At 68.4% G+C, this 17,277-nt stretch carries 18 protein-coding genes; 14 read left to right on the plus strand and 4 right to left on the minus strand.

Translation table 11 applies throughout. The features are described from left to right. Positions 1 to 22: 22 nt before the first annotated feature. Together carB and Q8Q77_RS07655 are read left to right on the plus strand one after the other, a co-directional pair. Positions 23 to 3,313, plus strand: coding sequence for a carbamoyl-phosphate synthase large subunit (gene carB / locus Q8Q77_RS07650; protein ID WP_305582774.1), 3,291 nt, complete (start codon positions 23 to 25; stop codon positions 3,311 to 3,313). A 222-nt stretch (positions 3,314 to 3,535) separates the two neighbouring features. Next, the gene (locus Q8Q77_RS07655) at positions 3,536 to 3,700 is read left to right on the plus strand and encodes a hypothetical protein (RefSeq protein WP_305582776.1); all 165 of its coding nucleotides are present in this window, start codon (positions 3,536 to 3,538) and stop codon (positions 3,698 to 3,700) included. Between the two features lie 30 nt (positions 3,701 to 3,730). On the opposite strand, the gene Q8Q77_RS07660 is transcribed toward Q8Q77_RS07655, so the two are convergent. Continuing rightward, positions 3,731 to 4,249, minus strand: coding sequence for a GNAT family N-acetyltransferase (locus Q8Q77_RS07660; protein ID WP_305582778.1), 519 nt, complete (start codon positions 4,247 to 4,249; stop codon positions 3,731 to 3,733). A gap of 125 nt (positions 4,250 to 4,374) precedes the next feature. Between Q8Q77_RS07660 and Q8Q77_RS07665 the strand changes: the two genes are divergently transcribed. Next, a complete protein-coding gene (locus tag Q8Q77_RS07665; RefSeq protein ID WP_305582780.1) occupies positions 4,375 to 5,175 on the plus strand; it encodes an SDR family NAD(P)-dependent oxidoreductase in 801 nt (266 codons plus the stop codon). A gap of 98 nt (positions 5,176 to 5,273) precedes the next feature. Next, positions 5,274 to 5,774: an AAA family ATPase gene (locus Q8Q77_RS07670; protein ID WP_305582782.1), complete on the plus strand. Its 501-nt coding sequence runs from the start codon at positions 5,274 to 5,276 to the stop codon at positions 5,772 to 5,774. A 5-nt stretch (positions 5,775 to 5,779) separates the two neighbouring features. On the opposite strand, the gene Q8Q77_RS07675 is transcribed toward Q8Q77_RS07670, so the two are convergent. After that, positions 5,780 to 6,409: a glutathione S-transferase family protein gene (locus tag Q8Q77_RS07675; RefSeq protein WP_305582784.1), complete on the minus strand. Its 630-nt coding sequence runs from the start codon at positions 6,407 to 6,409 to the stop codon at positions 5,780 to 5,782. Positions 6,410 to 6,606: 197 nt separating this feature from the next. Here Q8Q77_RS07675 and greA point away from each other — a divergent pair, with 197 nt between their 5' ends. The 7 genes from greA to Q8Q77_RS07710 all read left to right on the plus strand — a co-directional run bounded on the left by greA (position 6,607) and on the right by Q8Q77_RS07710 (position 12,370). Beyond that, the gene (gene greA, locus Q8Q77_RS07680; RefSeq protein WP_305582786.1) at positions 6,607 to 7,080 is read left to right on the plus strand and encodes a transcription elongation factor GreA; all 474 of its coding nucleotides are present in this window, start codon (positions 6,607 to 6,609) and stop codon (positions 7,078 to 7,080) included. A 69-nt stretch (positions 7,081 to 7,149) separates the two neighbouring features. Further along, complete coding sequence (locus tag Q8Q77_RS07685) at positions 7,150 to 8,145, plus strand: mitochondrial fission ELM1 family protein (protein WP_305582788.1); 996 nt, start codon at positions 7,150 to 7,152, stop codon at positions 8,143 to 8,145. Next, on the plus strand, positions 8,142 to 8,603 hold the full coding sequence (locus Q8Q77_RS07690) for a GNAT family N-acetyltransferase (RefSeq protein ID WP_305582790.1): 462 nt from the start codon (positions 8,142 to 8,144) through the stop codon (positions 8,601 to 8,603). The genes Q8Q77_RS07685 and Q8Q77_RS07690 overlap by 4 nt, the downstream gene beginning before the upstream one ends. A gap of 18 nt (positions 8,604 to 8,621) precedes the next feature. Next, positions 8,622 to 9,671: a UDP-2,4-diacetamido-2,4,6-trideoxy-beta-L-altropyranose hydrolase gene (gene pseG / locus Q8Q77_RS07695; protein WP_305582792.1), complete on the plus strand. Its 1,050-nt coding sequence runs from the start codon at positions 8,622 to 8,624 to the stop codon at positions 9,669 to 9,671. 79 nt (positions 9,672 to 9,750) lie between these two features. Further along, positions 9,751 to 10,395 carry a bifunctional 2-polyprenyl-6-hydroxyphenol methylase/3-demethylubiquinol 3-O-methyltransferase UbiG gene (locus Q8Q77_RS07700; RefSeq protein ID WP_305582794.1) on the plus strand — a complete coding sequence of 215 codons (645 nt, stop codon included), beginning with the start codon at positions 9,751 to 9,753 and terminating at the stop codon, positions 10,393 to 10,395. Further along, the gene (locus tag Q8Q77_RS07705; protein WP_305582796.1) at positions 10,392 to 11,657 is read left to right on the plus strand and encodes an FAD/NAD(P)-binding protein; all 1,266 of its coding nucleotides are present in this window, start codon (positions 10,392 to 10,394) and stop codon (positions 11,655 to 11,657) included. Before Q8Q77_RS07700 ends, Q8Q77_RS07705 begins: the two co-directional genes overlap by 4 nt. A gap of 2 nt (positions 11,658 to 11,659) precedes the next feature. Further along, the gene (locus tag Q8Q77_RS07710) at positions 11,660 to 12,370 is read left to right on the plus strand and encodes a WbqC family protein (protein WP_305582798.1); all 711 of its coding nucleotides are present in this window, start codon (positions 11,660 to 11,662) and stop codon (positions 12,368 to 12,370) included. Here the strand turns inward: Q8Q77_RS07710 and pseI are convergent. Next, positions 12,367 to 13,422 (minus strand): pseudaminic acid synthase, encoded by a 1,056-nt coding sequence (gene pseI / locus Q8Q77_RS07715; RefSeq protein WP_305582799.1) that lies wholly within the window; start codon positions 13,420 to 13,422, stop codon positions 12,367 to 12,369. The genes Q8Q77_RS07710 and pseI overlap by 4 nt on opposite strands. Before the next feature lie 113 nt (positions 13,423 to 13,535). Between pseI and trxB the strand changes: the two genes are divergently transcribed. Continuing rightward, the gene (trxB, locus tag Q8Q77_RS07720) at positions 13,536 to 14,543 is read left to right on the plus strand and encodes a thioredoxin-disulfide reductase (RefSeq protein ID WP_305582802.1); all 1,008 of its coding nucleotides are present in this window, start codon (positions 13,536 to 13,538) and stop codon (positions 14,541 to 14,543) included. 58 nt (positions 14,544 to 14,601) lie between these two features. After that, positions 14,602 to 15,900 carry a UDP-N-acetylglucosamine 1-carboxyvinyltransferase gene (locus tag Q8Q77_RS07725; protein ID WP_305582804.1) on the plus strand — a complete coding sequence of 433 codons (1,299 nt, stop codon included), beginning with the start codon at positions 14,602 to 14,604 and terminating at the stop codon, positions 15,898 to 15,900. Positions 15,901 to 15,937: 37 nt separating this feature from the next. On the opposite strand, the gene Q8Q77_RS07730 is transcribed toward Q8Q77_RS07725, so the two are convergent. Further along, complete coding sequence (locus tag Q8Q77_RS07730; RefSeq protein WP_305582806.1) at positions 15,938 to 16,471, minus strand: GNAT family N-acetyltransferase; 534 nt, start codon at positions 16,469 to 16,471, stop codon at positions 15,938 to 15,940. Positions 16,472 to 16,813: 342 nt separating this feature from the next. Between Q8Q77_RS07730 and Q8Q77_RS07735 the strand changes: the two genes are divergently transcribed. Continuing rightward, positions 16,814 to 17,277, plus strand: a 464-nt coding sequence (locus Q8Q77_RS07735; RefSeq protein WP_305582808.1) for a nitroreductase family protein, incomplete at its 3' end; no start/stop codon positions are given.

Below are 17,277 nucleotides of genomic sequence, written 5' to 3' on the forward strand. Positions count from 1 at the left end.
CCGCCCTCGCGCGCGAGTAGACATGCCCAAACGCACCGACATCTCGTCGATCCTCATCATCGGCGCCGGCCCGATCGTCATCGGCCAGGCCTGCGAATTCGACTATTCGGGGGTCCAGGCCTGCAAGGCGCTGCGCGCCGAGGGCTACCGCATCGTGCTGGTCAATTCGAACCCGGCCACGATCATGACCGACCCGGACGTGGCCGACGCCACCTATATCGAGCCGATCACGCCCGAGATGGTCGAGAAGATCATCGCCAAGGAACGCCCCGACGCTCTGCTGCCGACCATGGGCGGCCAGACCGCGCTGAACACTGCACTGGCCCTGGAGGCCAACGGGGTGCTCGCCAAGTACGGCGTCGAGATGATCGGCGCCAAGGCCGAGGTCATCGACAAGGCCGAGGATCGCCAGAAGTTCCGCGACGCCATGGACAAGCTCGGCCTCGAGAGCCCGAAGTCCAAGGCCGCCCACACCATGGACGAGGCCCTGGAGGGCCTGGAGTTCGTGGGCCTGCCGGCCATCATCCGCCCATCCTTCACGCTCGCCGGCACCGGCGGCGGCATCGCCTACAATGTCGAGGAGTTCCGCGAGATCGTGGAGCGCGGCCTCGACCTCTCCCCCACCACCGAGGTGCTGATCGAGGAGAGCGTGCTGGGCTGGAAGGAGTTCGAGATGGAGGTGGTCCGCGACAAGGCGGACAACTGCATCATCGTGTGCTCCATCGAGAACATCGACCCGATGGGCGTCCACACCGGCGACTCCATCACCGTCGCCCCGGCGCTCACCCTCACCGACAAGGAATACCAGCGCATGCGGGCGGCCTCGATCGCCGTCCTGCGCGAGATCGGGGTGGAGACCGGGGGCTCCAACGTCCAGTTCGCGGTCAATCCCGCCGACGGCCGCATGGTGGTCATCGAGATGAACCCGCGAGTGTCGCGGTCTTCGGCCCTGGCCTCCAAGGCGACCGGCTTCCCCATCGCCAAGGTCGCCGCCCGCCTGGCCGTGGGCTACACGCTCGACGAGCTGATGAACGACATCACCGGCGCCACGCCGGCCTCGTTCGAGCCCAGCATCGACTATGTGGTCACCAAGATTCCGCGCTTCGCCTTCGAGAAGTATCCGGGCTCCGAGCCGCACCTGACCACCGCCATGAAGTCGGTGGGCGAGGTCATGGCCATCGGCCGCACCTTCGCCGAGAGCCTACAGAAGGCCCTGCGCGGCCTGGAGACCGGCCTGACCGGCCTCGACGATATCGAGATCGAAGGCGCGAACGACCCTGAGACCGGTCGCGCCGCGGTGATCCGTGCGCTAGGCCAGCCCACCCCCGACCGCCTGCGGGTGATCGCCCAGGCCTTCCGCCATGGCCTGTCGGTCGAGGAGGTCAACGGCGCCTGTTCCTATGAGCCCTGGTTCCTTCGCCAGATCGAGACCCTGGTCGCCGCCGAGGCCGCGATCATGGCCGCCGGCCTGCCCGCCAACGCCGCCGAGTTCCGCGCCATCAAGGCCCAGGGCTTCTCCGACGCGCGCCTGGCCAAGCTGACCCACACCACTGAGCGCGAGGTGCGCGAGCAGCGCCGCGCCCACGGAGTGCGTCCAGTGTTCAAGCGCATCGACAGCTGCGCCGGCGAGTTCCGCGCCGCCACGCCCTACATGTACTCGACCTATGAGACCGGGGCGCTCGGCCAAACGCCCGAGTGCGAGAGCGAGCCCACGGAGGCGCGCAAGGCGATCATCCTGGGCGGCGGTCCCAACCGGATCGGCCAGGGCATCGAGTTCGACTACTGCTGCTGCCACGCGGCCTTCGCGCTGGACGCCATCGGCGTCGAGTCGATCATGGTCAACTGCAACCCGGAGACCGTGTCGACCGACTACGACACCTCCGACCGGCTCTATTTCGAACCGCTCACCGCCGAGGATGTGCTGGAGCTGATCGCCGTCGAACAGACCCGCGGGACCCTGCTGGGCGTCATCGTCCAGTTCGGCGGCCAGACACCGCTCAAGCTGGCCCAGGCCCTGGAAGACGCCGGCATCCCGATCCTGGGCACCTCGCCGGACGCCATCGACCTGGCCGAGGACCGCGAACGCTTCCAGCAGCTCCTGCACCGCCTGAAGATCGCCCAGCCGATCAACGCCATCGCCCGCTCGCGCGACGAGGCCTTCGCCGGCGCCCATGCGGTCGGCTACCCCATCGTGATCCGACCCTCCTACGTCCTGGGCGGCCGGGCCATGGAGATCATCCGCGACGACGAACAGCTCGAACGCTACGTCAACACCGCCGTGCAGGTGTCGGGCGACAGCCCCGTCCTGATCGACCAGTACCTCAGCCGCGCCACCGAGGTGGACGTGGACGCGCTGTGCGACGGCGAGACGGTGTTCGTGGCCGGCGTCATGGAGCACATCGAGGAGGCCGGGGTGCACTCGGGCGACTCGGCCTGCTCCATGCCCCCCTTCTCGCTGAAGCCCGAGACCATCGCCGAGCTGAAGCGCCAGACCGAGGCCATGGCCTTCGCGCTAAATGTCCGCGGCCTGATGAACGTGCAGTTCGCCATCGAGGAGCCGCACTCGGCCGCCCCGCGCATCTATGTGCTGGAGGTCAATCCCCGGGCCAGCCGCACGGTGCCGTTCGTGGCCAAGACCATCGGCCAGCCGGTCGCCGCGATCGCCGCCAAGATCATGGCCGGCGAGAAGCTCTCCAGCTTCAACCTGGTGGAGAAGCCCTACGACCACGTCGCGGTGAAGGAAGCCGTCTTCCCGTTCGCCCGCTTCGCAGGCGTCGACACCATCCTGGGCCCCGAGATGCGCTCGACCGGCGAGGTCATGGGCCTGGACTGGATCCGCCCCGGCGAGACCTCCGGCGCGCCGGCCTTCGCGCGCGCCTTCGCCAAGAGCCAACTCGGCGGCGGGGTGAACCTGCCCAAGTCGGGTTGCGTCTTCGTCTCGGTGAAGGACGCCGACAAGACCTGGATAAAGGAGCCGGTGCGCATCCTGCTGGAGCTGGGCTTCCGCATCCTGGCCACCTCGGGCACCGCCGGCTACCTGGGCGAGCAGGGCCTGGCCGTCGAGACCGTCAAGAAGGTGCTGGAGGGCCGTCCGCACATCGTCGACACCATGAAGAATGGCGGCGTCCAGCTGGTCTTCAACACCACCGAGGGCAAGCAGTCCCTGGCCGACTCCTTCGAGATCCGCCGCACGGCCCTGATGATGAAGACGCCCTACTTCACCACCACCGCCGGGGCCCTGGCCGCCGCCCAGGCCATCGCGGCCACGGTGGAGGACACCCTCGATGTCCGGCCGCTGCAGAGCTACGCGTGAAAACCGGTGACTCCCGGCGCACGCGCTCGTGAATGGCCAAGCTTAAGACTCTGATTGACCAAGGTTCTTGCCGGGCGCACCCTTGAGGTGTCGCCTTGCTTCGGCAGGCGCGTAGTGGGCAAGCTCCGGCGGCCCCTGATGACCAGCCGGAAGGCCCGCTTGGGCGCCTGTCGCAGTCTGGCGGAGGACAAGTCCTCTTGAACAGAATGCGAAGGAAACGCCATGCAACCCGGACACCACGAGGGTGAGGTCCACCACCACAAGAACAAGCACCTGCTCGAGCGCTTCGAAGGCTACACAGACTTGATCATTGTGGGCATGATCATCGCGCTCGGGGCGGCCATGCTGGTCGGTCTTCTGACCGCCAACGGTAAGGTGACCTGGTAAGCGTCAGGACCCTGCGAGGCGCCGGCCTGGTCAGAGCGCCCTAGCCAGAACCAGGTCGTCGTACTCGTTCGCGCCCACGCGAAACTTTCGCACACCCGCCTCGACATAGCCCTGGCGGGCGTAGAAGGCGATTGCGCGCGAATTTCCACCGAACACGCCCAGCAGCATCCGGGTGAAGCCCTCGTGCGCCGCGGCCTCCATGGCGGTAGTCATCAGCTTCGCGCCCAGCCCCGTGCCGTGGAAACGGTTCAGGAGGTAGATGCGCTTGAGCTCCACGTCCTTTTCGCCGGTGGGCACCGGCAGGTCCGGGGGCGTCAGGGCCGCATAGCCGACCGCCGCGCCGCCTTCGTCCATCTCCGCCGCCCACAGGTTGTAGCCCGGTTTGGCGAGCCAGGCGGCGTACAGCGCCTCGCCATGCTCGGTCCGGCAATGGCTGACGATATCGGCCGCGGGCAGGACGCCCGCGTAGGTTTCCAGGAATGTCGCCTGGCCGACCAGGGCCAGGGCCGCTTCATCGCCCGGGCGGCAGGCCCGGATGGTGATGCTCATGACCAACTCCCTACTGGCGGGCTCCACGGCCCGAATCTAAGCGACGCGGCGTGAGGCTGGCCCTGATCGGCGAGCTAGGCTAGGCGTATGGCTAACTAAACAATGATCACTGTCGGGAGGACGGCATGGCGGGACGGGTCGAGGGCAAGGTGGCGCTGATCACCGGCGGGGCGAGCGGCATCGGGCGCGGATGCGCCGAACGCCTGGCCCAGGAGGGCGCGACCGTGGTGGTCACCGACCTGCAGGACGCCAAGGGCGCGGAGGTGGTCGAGGCCATCGTCGCCGCCGGCGGCAAGGCCGACTACCTGCACCACGACGTCACCAGCGAGCAGGCCTGGATCGACGTCATCGCCGCCATCAAGGCCAGGCACGGCCGCCTCGACACCCTGGTCAACAACGCCGGGATCGGGATCTCGGCCTCGGTCCTGGAAATGTCGCTGGCCGACTTCCAGCGCCAGACAGCGATCAACCTGGACGGCGTCTTCCTGGGCGTGAAGCACTCCATCCCCCTGATCCGCGAGGGCAAGCGCGGCGGCAGCATCGTCAACATGTCGTCGGTGGCGGGCCTCAAGGGCTCGGCGATCCTCGCCGGCTACTGCGCGACCAAGGGCGGCGTACGCCTGTTCACAAAGTCGGTGGCGATGGAGTGCGCCAACGCCAAGGACGGCATCCGGGTCAACTCGGTCCATCCCGGCATCATCGAGACCCCGATCTGGGACTCGATCATGGGCACAGGCGAACCGGGCGACAACGCGCGCCCCGCGCGGCCTGTCGTGCTGGACGCCATGACCGCCGAGGGCGTGCCCCTAGGCGTGAAGGGCTATCCCGAGGACATCGCCAACGGCGTGCTGTGGCTGGCCTCCGACGAGAGCCGCTATGTCACGGGCGCCGAGCTGGTCATCGACGGCGGCCTGACGATCAAGTAGAGGCGCGCATCTTCCGCCGAAGTGGCCGCCGGTTCGGCGACAAGAAGATGCGCCATCAAGCAGTTTCCCTAGAGCATTGAAAATGCTCTAGGGGGCATATGCCTGCCACGCTCCACGTCGTCTTCGGCCCCTCGGGCGCCGGAAAGTCCACCTACGCCAAGGAATTCGCCCGCCGCGAGCGCGCGGTCCACTTCGCCCTGGACGACTGGATGGCGCGCCTGTTCGCGCCCGACATGCCTCAGCCCCTTGAGTTCGAATGGATGATGGAGCGGGTCGAGCGCTGCGAGGCGCAGATCTGGTCCACGGCCGCGGCGACCATCGCGACGGGGACCTCGGTGGTCCTGGACCTTGGCCTGATGCGCAAGGCCGACCGCGCGCGGGTGAGTGAGATCGCCACGGCGGTGGAGCTGCCGCTGCAGTTCCACTTCGTCACCGCCCCCCAGCACGTGCGCAAGGCGCGGGTGGTCGAGCGCAACGAACAGCGCGGCGAGACCTTCGCCATCGAGGTGAACCCGGAGATGTTCGAGTTCATCGAGGGCGTCTACGAGGCGCCGGACGCCGAGGAGCTGCGCGGCTGCGTGGTGTCAGAGAGCGCCTAGGCAACCTAGCCCTCCGAAAACAACCACGCCGGCCAGGTGGCGTCGGCGGCGCGCTGATAGGCCGGCCGGCGCGCCAGGCGGGCGTTGTAGTCCATGATCGCCGGAAGCTCGGGCAGGTCCTTGCGGTGGAGCGCCGCCGAGAGCGTCGAGCCCAGCATGACGTCGGCGGCGGAGAACTTGGCGCCCAGCAGGTAGTTCCGGCCCTTCAGCGCGCCCTCCAGCACGCCCAGCATGTCGTCGAAACCGCCGAAGCCGGTCTCCGTCCCCGGCAGATCGATGTGTTTAGGATGCAGGCTGATCAGCGGGTCCAACACCGCCGTCGAATAGACCATCCATTTGAGATAGGCGCCGCGGTCGGCGTCCTCGATCTTCGGCGCCAGGCCGCCATAGCCGTAGCGGTCGGCCAAGTAGATGCAGATAGCCGGGTTCTCGCTCACCACCACCTTGCCGTCGGTGACGGTCGGCACCTTTCCGGACGGATTGAGCTTCAGATATTCGGGTTTCTTCTGGTCGCCCTTGCGGATGTCGACGGTCTGGACCTGGAAGGGCACGCCCAGCTCCTCGAGCAGCCAATAGGCTGTGAAAGCCCGGCTCGCTGGCGAGTGGTAGAGGGTTATTCCGCGCCTCGGTGTCATGCTTGGCCTTTCCGACTTGCCGCCTATCTAGGGGTGAGGCAGGCTCTGCACCAGACGCCGCGCCCGGCGAAACCAACCCATGCTGCATTGCACCCCTTGAGTTTCTACGGGCGAGCTTCTATCCTCTACCCCCCCGGACGCCTGCGCCCGCGGCCGGCAACGAACACCTCAAGGGCGAACCCGAGTCCCCATCTATCATGGAAAAAGTCCCGATGACCGTCGGGGGCTGGAAGGCTCTCGACGACGAACTAAAGCGTTTGAAGACCGCTGAGCGCCCCGCTGTGATCGCGGCGATCTCGGAAGCGCGCTCTCATGGCGACCTTTCCGAGAACGCCGAATATCACGCGGCCAAGGAACGCCAGGGCTGGATCGAAGGCCAGATCGCCGACATCGAAGACAAGATGGCGCGCGCTCAGGTCATCGATGTCTCCAAGCTCTCCGGCAGCCAGGTGAAGTTCGGCGCCACCGTCTCGGTGGTCGACGAGGACACCGAGGACAAGGCTCGCTACCAGATCGTCGGCGAACACGAAGCCGACGTGAAAAAGGGCAAGATCTCGATCCTGTCCCCGCTGGCCCGCGCCATGATCGGCAAGGAGACCGGCGACGTCGTCGAGGTTCACACCCCGGGCGGCGGCAAGGCCTACGAGATCACCAAGGTCGACTGGGTCTAAACACCCGGCGCCGGCCCTCTTTCCATCGAGAGGGGGCCGGCTCGAGGGCGTTCGCGAAGGGCTTTCCACTTGGCGCCATCGACAACCCAACGTCCGCTGATCGTCTGGGCGGTGTCTGACGGCCGCGCCGGCATCGAAGCCCAGGTCACCGGGCTTGCGGGCGCCGTGGCCGCGCGCCGCGACGCCACGGTCATCGTCAAGCGGGTCGGCTGGAAAGGCCGGATCGGCCGCCTTCCGTGGTGGCTCAATCTTCTGCCACGGCGGTTCCTGACCCCGCAGAGCGACATCGCGCCCCCGTGGCCGGATGTCTGGATCGCCGCAGGCCGCGCCACCCTGCCGCTGTCGCTGCGCGTGAAGCCGTGGTCGGGCGGCAAGACCTTCGTGGTCCAGGTCCAGGACCCGCGCCTGCCGCCGTCGAAGTTCGACCTGGTCATTCCGCCCAAGCATGACCGGCTGGCCGGCGACAACGTCTTCCCGATCATCGGCTCGCCCGGCCGCGTGAACACCGACCGGCTCGAGACCGACCTCGTCCGCTTCAAGGATGTGCTGGATCGCCTGCCCCATCCGCGTGTCGCGGTGGTGATCGGCGGCAAGTCCAAGGCCCACAACCTCTCGCCGGTGCGCGCCGCGGCCATGGCCCGCGAGATCGAGCTGCCCGTCACCCAGGAGCGCGGCTCGGTGATGGTCACCTTCACCCGCCGCACCCCGCCCCAGGCCCAGGCGATCCTGGCCTCACGACTGAAACACCTGCCGGGCGTGATCTGGGACGGGACCGGCGAGAACCCCTATTTCGCCTACCTGGCCGCGGCCGACTACATCCTGGTCACCGAGGACTCGACCAACCTGGCCACCGACGCGGCCTCCACCGGCAAGCCGGTCTTCATCCTCAAGATGGACGGCGAGAGCCTGAAGCTGCGCCGCTTCCACGAGGACCTCGAGCGTCTGGGCGCCGCGCGGCCGTTCGGCGGCGCCTTCCACAGCTGGAAGTACGAACCGCTCGCCGAGACCGACCGCGCCGCCGGCGAGGTGCTGTCGCGCTACGACGCCTGGAAGGCCAAGGGATGAGCCTGACGGTCCGCCTGGCCGGGCCGGCGGATCTGGCGGCCGCCATCACCATGGACGCGGTCGCGACCCACGACGCCCACCGGCGCGACTGGCTGACCCGCGCCTTCAACGGCGAGACGGGACGCGTGGCGCGGCTGGCCTTTCTGGACGGCCAGCCAGCTGGCTTCGCGGTGGTGGGCGATTTCTTCTCCAACCCCTTCCTGGACCTGATCGTCACAGCCCCGGCCGCCCGCCGGCAGGGCGTGGCGAGCGCCCTGATGGCCGAGATCGAGCGGGTTCATGCAGGCCTCAAGCTGTTCGTCTCGACCAATGTCTCCAACACGGTGATGCAGGATCTGCTGGCCCGGCGCGGCTATCTGCCGAGCGGCCGGGTCGACAATCTGGACCCCGGCGATCCGGAGCTGTTTTACGTGCGCCTGCCCGCGCCGCAACGCCGCCTTTCCATGGCGAAGGTTTAGGCCTTCCATGGCTGCGAGATGATTCTCCAGCCGCGCATCCTATTCATCGCGAACGCCGGCCCTGACGTCGGGGGCGGTCACGTGATGCGCTCCCTGACCCTGGCCCGGGCGCTCGCCGCCAAGGGCGCCGCCTGCGCCTTCCTGGCGCCGCCCGAAGTAGCCGCGGTGCTGGACGCCTTCGGCCCGGATATCGCCCGCGAGGACGCCACCTCCGTCGATGCCGAACACCTGGCCGACGCCGCCACGGGCGTGGCCTTCGACGCGGTGGTGTTCGATCACTATGGCCTGGCCCGCGCCGAGCACGAGGCCGTGGCCCATGGCCGCCCGACCCTGGTGATCGACGACCTGGCCGACCGCCCGCTGGCCGCCGACCTGGTCCTGGACGCCGGCCCCGCGCGGGTCGCGGCCGACTACGCCTTCTTCGCCGATGGCGCCCGGCTGTTGCTGGGGCCGAGCTACGCCCCCGTCCGCCCCGACTTCGCCGCCCTTCGCGAGGCCGCCCTGGCCCGGCGCGGCGGCCCCGTCGGCCGGGTCCTGGTGGCGCTGGGCCTGACGGACCTGGGCAAGATCACCTCCCGCGTCGTCGACCACCTGCGCCAGCGCAACGGCCAGGTCGCCCTGGACATCGTGCTGGGGAGCGGGGCCGGCAGCCTGCCCGGCCTGCGCCGCGTGGCCGCCCATGATCCGCGGATCACGCTGCATGTGGACACCCAGGATATGGCGGCGCTCACCGCGGCGGCCGACGTCGCCATCGGGGCGGCGGGCTCCACCACCTGGGAGCGCTGCGTGCTCGGCCTACCCTCGGCCCTGCTGATCCTGGCCGACAACCAGCGCCCCGCCGCCCTGGCGCTCGCCGCCCGCGACGCGGCCCTGGTGGTCGACGCTCAGGACGCCGACTTCGAGGCGGTGCTGGACCGGGCCATCGTGCGGCTGTTATCGGACGCGGCGACCCGCGCCAGGCTCTCGGCGGCCAGCGCCGAGGTCTGCGACGGGCTGGGTGCGGACCGGGCGGCCGAGGCCTTCCTGGAAATCATCGCCGCCCGCGACGTCGCGCCGCGCCATCCTTAACGGATTGTTGGCGACCGCCGCACCAGGCTGGTCCATCGCGATTGGGAGAGTGCGCCGACGGCGCGCCTGAATGGGTTTCATGCGGACGCTTGCCGACATACGCGGCCTGAAATTCCCCGACGAATTCGTTGTGCGCCACTTCTTCAAGCGCGGCCTGGCCGCGCGGACCGGCCGCGTGCTGGAACTGGGCAGCGGGACCGGCAACAACCTGTCGCTCTACGCGCAGTACGGCTGGAACCTGACAGGCCTGGATTACGACCAGTCCGCCCTCGACGACGCCCGCTGGAACCTGGGCGAGGGCGCGACCTTCATCCAGGCCGATCTCGCGAAGGGCCTTCCGGCGCTGAGCGGGAAGTTCGACGCCCTGATCGTCCCCAACCTGCTCTGCTACCTGACACTCGCCCAGGCCAAGGCGGTCCTGACCGGGTTGAAGCCTTATCTCGCCTCGGGCTGCGAGGTCTTCGTCCGCACCCGGCTGATCGACGACTATCGCTATGGCCGCGGCGAGATGGAGGAGCCGGACGGCTTCCGCCTCGCCACGCCCGAGACCGGCGAGGCGGGCCTGTTCAACCTATTCTACACCCAGGCGGGCCTCGTCGGGCTGCTGGCCGAGACCGTGGGTCTGACCGCGCGAGAAGAATTCGCCGTGCGGTTCGACAACGTCCAGGCCGGACGCCGCGTGCCCGGCAACAGCGACCTGGTGGTCTGGGGCCTCGCGTCATGAGCCCGCGCCGAGTCCGGATCGTCGGCGGCGGCCTGACCGGGGTTCTGGCCGCCCTTCAGGCCCACCGCCTGGGCTGCCGTGAGATCGACCTGCACGAACGCTTCGACGACCTGGGCGGCGTCGCCCGGTCCAGGCAAGCCCACGGCCTGGAGCTGCGGGAGGGCTGTCTCTACTTCGGCCCGCGCGGCGATCCGATGCGTGGCCTGTTGGAATCCCACGGCGTGGTCTTCGAGGATTTCGAGAACCGCTTCGGCTCGGTGAGCCCCGCGCCCGGCGGCGAACTGGCCATCACCCACGACTTCGGCGGCCCGGCCCTGGCGACCCGCGACCTCACCCTGTCGCCCATGGCCGGCGACACCCTCACCGACCGCCTGCGCGCCTACCCCGCCGAGATCGGCCAGGCCCTGACCCGCTATTGCCAGTGGCACCTGGGGACCTGGCTGGACGAGGTGCACGAGAGCGCCGCCATTCCGCTGGCCATCAACCGCGTCTTCCCGGTCGGCCCCGACATCGCCCAGATCGCCACCCGCAAGCGCGCCGACCGGCTGCACGACGAGCTCTACGCCATTCCGCGGCAGCTCTGGGGGCGGTTGGACAATCTCACCGCCGCCCTGCCGCGCGGCGGGTTCGGCGCGTTCTTCACCCAGTGCCGCCGCGAGCTGGAACGCCTGGGCGTGCGCATCCACGACACCTCGCTGGTGTCGCCGCGCCAGGCCCTGGCCGAGCGCCAACCCGGCGAGGCCCTGGTCTGGGCGGCAAATCCCATGCCCCTGTTCAAGACCCTGGACATGGAGGCGCCCAAGCTCATCAAGAAGAGCTTCGCCACCTACGCCTTCAAGGTCCGCTACGGCGGCCCCCTGCCCTTCTACGTCCAGAACTTCACGGCGCAGGGCGCTGTGTTTCGCATCTACCTCTACGAGAGCCGCGGCCAGGCCGTCCTGCTGGCCGAGTGCGTGCGGGAGGCCTCCGACGCCGATCTGCGCCGCGAACTCCACCGGCTGATGTCCGGATTCGGCGGCGCCTCCCTCTCGATCGGCGAACAGGTCGCGGCCAATGTCGGGCCGCGCTGGATCTACCAGTCGACCGACGCCATGAAAAAGCTCGTCGCCCTGCGCGCCGACTTCGCCCGCACGCTGGGAGACGCCTTCGTCCCGGGCGCCTGGGAACCCTATTCCAAGGCCGAGAAATTCGCCCAGGTGAACGTCGGCCTCGCCGCGGCCTTCGACGCCGCCGACGCGCCCGCCGCCGTCTCGGCCGCCTGAGCATGTCGCCCGCCCGCCGTGTCGCGGCGATCATGCAGCCGACCTACCTGCCCTACCTCGGCTATTTTCACCTGATCGCCGCCAGCGACGTCTTCGTCTTCCTCGACGACGTCCAGTTCGCCCGCCGGTCCTGGCAGTCGCGCAACCGCATCCTCGGCGCGGGCGGCGAGGTCATGCTGACCGTGCCCGTCCAGAAACACGACCGCGACACCCCGATCTGCGAGATCGAAATCTCGGAAGCCGAGCCCTGGCGCGACAAGCACCTGGCCTCGATCCGTCACGCCTACGCCAAGCGGCCGGCCTTCGCAGAGGGCATGGCCTTCCTGGAAGCGACCCTGGCCACCCGCGGCAGGCTCGCCGACCTCAACCGGGCCATCGTCGAAGGCGCGGCGCGCAAGCTCGGCCTGACAACGGAATTCGTGAACGCCGGCGACCTCGCCTGCCGCGGCCATCGCTCCGACCACCTGCTGGCGATCTGCCAGACCGTGGGCGCCACCGACTACCTCTCGCCCATGGGATCGCATGACTACATGGAGGACGACGGGGTGTTCGCCGCCGCCGACTTCCCTGTGGCTTTCCAGGGGTTCGTCGAAGTTCCCTACCCGCAGGGCCGCGAGCCGTTCACGCCCTACATGGCCTTCGTGGACGCGCTGATGAACCTGGGCTGGTCGGGGCTGCGCGGCCTGATCGAACAGATGGCGGCGCGGGCCTAGCCGACCATGTCCCAGGCCAGCGGCTCGCCGCGGGCCAGGTCGCGGCGGGCGGGCTTGCCCAGCACTTCATCCAGATGGGCCGGCGCCAGGCCGTTGCCGGGGCGGATCGAGCGGACATTGGCCCGGCTCAGGGCCTCGCCCGCCTTCACGTCGGCGGTCACATAGAGCGAGCGACGGAACAGCAGCGAGCCGCGCTCCGAGCCGAGGGTATCGTAGTGGGCCCTGCCCAGCGACTTCCAGGCGTCCTTGCAGTCGCGCACCAGGGCGGTGAACTCGGCGGGCTCCAGGCTGAAGGCGGCGTCCGGCCCGCCGTCGGCGCGGGCCAGGGTGAAGTGCTTCTCGATCACGCAGGCCCCCATGGCGACGGCGGCCACCGAAGCCGCCGTGCCCGGCGTGTGGTCCGACAGGCCGATCGGGCTCTCGAACCGGGCCGCCATGTCGGTGACCGTGCGGACGTTGGCGTCCTCGAAGGTGGCGGGATAGCTGGACACGCAGTGCAGCAGCACCACGCCCTGCGCACCGGCCGCGAGCGCCGTGTCGCGGGCGGCGGCCATCTCGGCCTGGTTGGCCATGCCGGTGGAGATGATCAGCGGCTTACCCTTGGCCGCGGCGTAACGGATCAGCGGCAGGTCCACGGCCTCGAAGGAGGCGATCTTGTAGGCCGGCGCACCGAGATCGGCGAGCAGGTCCACCGCCGTCTCGTCAAAGGGGCTGGAGAAGATCGTCACCCCACGCTGGTGGGCGCGCTCGAAGATCGCCTCATGCCATTCGAAGGGGGTGTGGGCTTCCTGGTAGAGCTCATAGAGGCTGCGCCCGTCCCAAAGCCCCCCGTGAATGTGGAACTCGGGCCGGTCGACATCCATGGTGATGGTGTCGGCGGTGTAGGTCTGGATCTTGATGGCGTCGCAGCCGGTGTCGGCGGCGGCGTCGACCATCAGCAAGGCCCGGTCCAGGCTGCCGTTGTGGTTCCCCGACAGCTCGCAGATGACGTAGGGCTCATGGCCTGGGCCGATCTTGCGGCCGGCGATCTCGATCTCGGGGGCGTATGACATGTACGGACTCGGCGTGCGTTTATCGTAGGATAGATACACCCCTTGAAGGCTGCGTTAACCAACCGCGCCCCGACCCAGTCGCAACGCGCCAGAATCTCACCTACATAGACGCGATGTCGCAGAACGCTCCCCGCACCACCCGCTGCCTGATCCTGGGTTCCGGCCCGGCCGGCTACACCGCCGCCATCTACGCCGCGCGCGCCTTGCTCGATCCCGTGCTGATCGCCGGCATCCAACCTGGCGGCCAGCTCTCCATCACCACCGACGTGGAGAACTATCCGGGCTTCGCCGACGTCATCCAGGGCCCCTGGCTGATGGAGCAGATGCAGGCCCAGGCCGCCCATGTGGGCGCCGAGATCATCAACGACATCGTCTTGAAGGCCGACCTGTCGCAGCGCCCGTTCCGGCTGGAGTGCGATAGCGGCGACGTCTGGCTGGCCGAGACCCTGATCATCGCCACCGGCGCCCAGGCCAAGTGGCTGGGCCTGCCGACCGAGCAGAAGTTCCAGGGCTTCGGCGTCTCGGCCTGCGCCACCTGCGACGGCTTCTTCTATCGCGGCAAGGAGGTCGTGGTGGTCGGCGGCGGCAACACCGCGGTCGAGGAGGCCCTGTTCCTCACCAGCTTCGCGTCCAAGGTCACCGTCGTGCACCGCCGCGACGAGTTTCGCGCCGAGAAGATCCTGCAGGAGCGCCTGTTCGCCAATCCCAAGATCGAGGTGATCTGGGAGCACGGGATCGACGAGGTGCTGGGTTCCACCGAGCCGCTCGGCGTCACCGGCGTGCGGCTGAAGAACGTCAAGACCGAGGAGACCCGCGAGCTCTCCGCCGACGGGGTGTTCATCGCCATCGGCCACGCCCCGGCCTCCGAACTGTTCCGCGGCCAGCTCGAGGCCGACGCCACGGGCTATCTGAAGGTCAAGGCGGGCTCGGCCTCCACGGCGATCACCGGCGTCTTCGCCGCCGGCGACGTCACCGACGACATCTACCGCCAGGCGGTCACCGCCGCCGGCATGGGCTGCATGGCCGCCCTGGAGGCCGTGCGCCTGCTGGCTGAGGAAGACCACGAAAAGGCCCACCACCCGATCAGCCATGCAGAGGCCGAGAAGATCGGGACTTGGTGAGCGCCCGCCAGCCGGTAAGGTCGCTGACATTCCATCCTAGACGAGGCCGCGCGCGCCCATGACGAACCTGATCGTGCGAGGCGGCCGCGCCTTGCGGGGCGAGATCACGCCCTCGGCCAACAAGAACGCCGTCCTGCCGGTGCTGTGCGCCACGCTGCTCTCCGACGAGCCGGTGACCCTGCACCGTGTCCCGGACATAACAGACGTCCGCAAGCTGCTGGAATTATTCAGGAATCTTGGCAGCTCGGTGGAGATGGATTTCGACACCGGGACCCTGCGCCTGCACCACGGCGGCGACCTCGATCCCAAGGCCGCGCACCTGCCGTTGGGCATGCGCTCCTCGATCATGCTGATCCCCGCCCTGCTCCACCGCTTCGGCCGCGCGAGCCTGGAGGAAGACGTCACGGGCTGCACGCTCGGGGCCCGCGAGATCGACCCGCACATCGACGTGTTCCGCGCCTTCGGGGCCCAGGTCACCAGCGACGCGACCTCCATCGTCATCACCTCGCCCAAGGGCTTCTCGGCGGTCCAGCACTGGCTCGACTACGCCTCGGTCACCACCACCGAGAACTTCGTGCTGTGCGCGGCCACCGCCAAGGGCCGCTCGCGCCTGACCAACGCCGCCTGCGAACCGCACGTGCAGGAGTTCTGCGACTTCCTGGCCCGCATGGGGGCGAAGATCGAGGGCGTCGGCGGCTCGCGCGTCGACGTCGAGGGGGTCGACGACCTGGGCGGGGTGGAGTTCACCTTCGCCGACGACTTCCACGAAGTGGCCACCTTCCTGGCCATGGGCGCGATCACCGGCGGCGACATCGCCGTGCGCAATGGCTCGGTGGAGCAGTTCCCGCTGCTGGACCGCACCTTCGCCAAGTTCGGGGTCGAGATCACCCACGAGAACGGCTGGTCCCGCGCCCGGGTCGACGGCCCTCTGAAGGTGCGCGAGCCCTTCACCAGCAACATCCTGACCAAGGTCGAGGCCGCGCCCTGGCCCTATGTCCCGGCCGACCTGCTGCCGATCTTCGTGGCGCTCGGCGTGCGCGCCGAAGGCCAGGTGATGTTCTGGAACAAGGTCTATGAGGGCGCGCTCGGCTGGTCTTCGGAGCTGGGCAAGTTCGGGGCCCATTCCCTGCTCTGCGATCCGCACCGGCTGATCACCTTCGGCGGCAAACCCCTGGTCCCGGCGCAGGTCGAGAGCCCCTACATCATCCGCGTGGCCATCGCCCTCTTCATGCTGGCCGCCAGCATCGAGGGCGAGAGCACCATCCTCAACGCCTCCCCCATCCAACGCGCCCATCCGCGGTTCGTGGAGAACCTCAACGCCCTGGGGGCCGACGTTTCGTGGGTGGCCGGGGACTAGGGACGCGTACTCAAAGTCCTGGCTAAGTCACTGGTGATCACGGCGCATCGAATGCGGGGTGGAAGCTTGCGTCCCCCTTTGCGAGAGGACCCTTCAGAACGAGGCGCTGGAAGTACCGATTGGGTTGGCCCTGATAGGTGAGCGTGGGGTCGCTCAAGAAACCGAAGCGGCGGTAGTAGTCCGGACTTCCCAGGAGAACGCATCCTGCGGCCATCAATTCTCTCAGGCGATCCAATCCGTCGGCGATCAAGGCGCTGCCGATGCCTTGCCGTTGCATCCGTGGCGCGACCGAGATGGGCCCGAGCCCGTACCAATCGCCCGGCTGGTCGTCGATACGAACAAGGGAGAAGGCGATATGCCCAACCAACTCGCCCTCAGCGGTTATCGCCACAAGGGAGACGCTCAGAGCTCCAGCCTCGCGCAGGGCGTCGATGACGCGGGCTTCGTCGCCGTCGCTGAACGGCATTGGCGCGAACGCCGCCGTGGTGATTCGGCCAATCTCGCTCGCGTCGCCGGGACGCTCGGGTCCAATTCGCAGGCGCTCGGAATCGTGCGGTGGGATCGTGTTCAACGGGAAATCCTTCAACGGGCGTGACGCAGCAATGCGACCGCAGCTTCCGCGGTCCGCGGTGGAGGCTGGCGACGCCGCGCGGAGCACGGCGTCAGGGTCACGCAATCGTTGACATGCGAGAACGCTACGGAGTTGCTGTTCGATGGTCAACGGCGGGCTGGGCGATGGAGGCCAAAGGCCGCTCACCACCCCATCCCGCTGTTGGCGACGTCCGCTCTACGGCCATACGGTCCAGGCAGGCCGACCCGGCAGGACGGCGCCGGAAAAGGACATTGGCTTCCCGGCCAAAAGCTGACAGTTCCCGACCGATTGAAACCGCGCCAATTGCCTCAGGAACCATTCATGCAGTTTGACGACGTTATCCTCGGTCGCCGAAGCATCCGCGGTTACAAGCCCGATCCCGTTCCCAGGGCGCTGATCGAGGAGATCATCGGTTTGGCGATGCGTGCTCCGTCGTCGATGAACACCCAGCCCTGGAATTTCTACGTCATCACCGGCGAACCGCTGGATCGGATCCGCGCCGGCAATACCGAGCGGATGGTGGCGGGCGTACCGCAATCGCGCGAGTTCCGCGCAGGACAGGCCTTTGCAGGTCAGCATCGCGACAGGCAGGTCGGCGTCGCCAAGCAATTGTTCTCCGCGATGGGGATCGCGCGCGATGACAAGGAAATGCGCCAGGACTGGGTGCTGCGCGGCTTCCGTCAGTTCGACGCGCCCGTCTGCGTGATCGTGACCTACGACCGCGTGCTGGACGGCAGCGACGACACGCCGTTCGATTGCGGCGCCGTGACGACGGCCCTGGTCAA

The sequence above is a fragment of the Phenylobacterium sp. genome, assembly GCF_030698145.1.
Lineage (GTDB): Bacteria > Pseudomonadota > Alphaproteobacteria > Caulobacterales > Caulobacteraceae > Phenylobacterium.

Bases quoted from the DNA above. Each gene is read 5' to 3' on its own strand.
- carB (WP_305582774.1), top strand. From the start codon at position 23: ATGCCCAAACGCACCGACATCTCGTCGATCCTCATCATCGGCGCCGGC.
- Q8Q77_RS07655 (WP_305582776.1), top strand. From the start codon at position 3,536: ATGCAACCCGGACACCACGAGGGTGAGGTCCACCACCACAAGAACAAG.
- Q8Q77_RS07660 (WP_305582778.1), bottom strand. From the start codon at position 4,249: ATGAGCATCACCATCCGGGCCTGCCGCCCGGGCGATGAAGCGGCCCTG.
- Q8Q77_RS07665 (WP_305582780.1), top strand. From the start codon at position 4,375: ATGGCGGGACGGGTCGAGGGCAAGGTGGCGCTGATCACCGGCGGGGCG.
- Q8Q77_RS07670 (WP_305582782.1), top strand. From the start codon at position 5,274: ATGCCTGCCACGCTCCACGTCGTCTTCGGCCCCTCGGGCGCCGGAAAG.
- Q8Q77_RS07675 (WP_305582784.1), bottom strand. From the start codon at position 6,409: ATGACACCGAGGCGCGGAATAACCCTCTACCACTCGCCAGCGAGCCGG.
- greA (WP_305582786.1), top strand. From the start codon at position 6,607: ATGGAAAAAGTCCCGATGACCGTCGGGGGCTGGAAGGCTCTCGACGAC.
- Q8Q77_RS07690 (WP_305582790.1), top strand. From the start codon at position 8,142: ATGAGCCTGACGGTCCGCCTGGCCGGGCCGGCGGATCTGGCGGCCGCC.
- pseG (WP_305582792.1), top strand. From the start codon at position 8,622: ATGATTCTCCAGCCGCGCATCCTATTCATCGCGAACGCCGGCCCTGAC.
- Q8Q77_RS07700 (WP_305582794.1), top strand. From the start codon at position 9,751: ATGCGGACGCTTGCCGACATACGCGGCCTGAAATTCCCCGACGAATTC.
- Q8Q77_RS07705 (WP_305582796.1), top strand. From the start codon at position 10,392: ATGAGCCCGCGCCGAGTCCGGATCGTCGGCGGCGGCCTGACCGGGGTT.
- Q8Q77_RS07710 (WP_305582798.1), top strand. From the start codon at position 11,660: ATGTCGCCCGCCCGCCGTGTCGCGGCGATCATGCAGCCGACCTACCTG.
- pseI (WP_305582799.1), bottom strand. From the start codon at position 13,422: ATGTCATACGCCCCCGAGATCGAGATCGCCGGCCGCAAGATCGGCCCA.
- trxB (WP_305582802.1), top strand. From the start codon at position 13,536: ATGTCGCAGAACGCTCCCCGCACCACCCGCTGCCTGATCCTGGGTTCC.
- Q8Q77_RS07725 (WP_305582804.1), top strand. From the start codon at position 14,602: ATGACGAACCTGATCGTGCGAGGCGGCCGCGCCTTGCGGGGCGAGATC.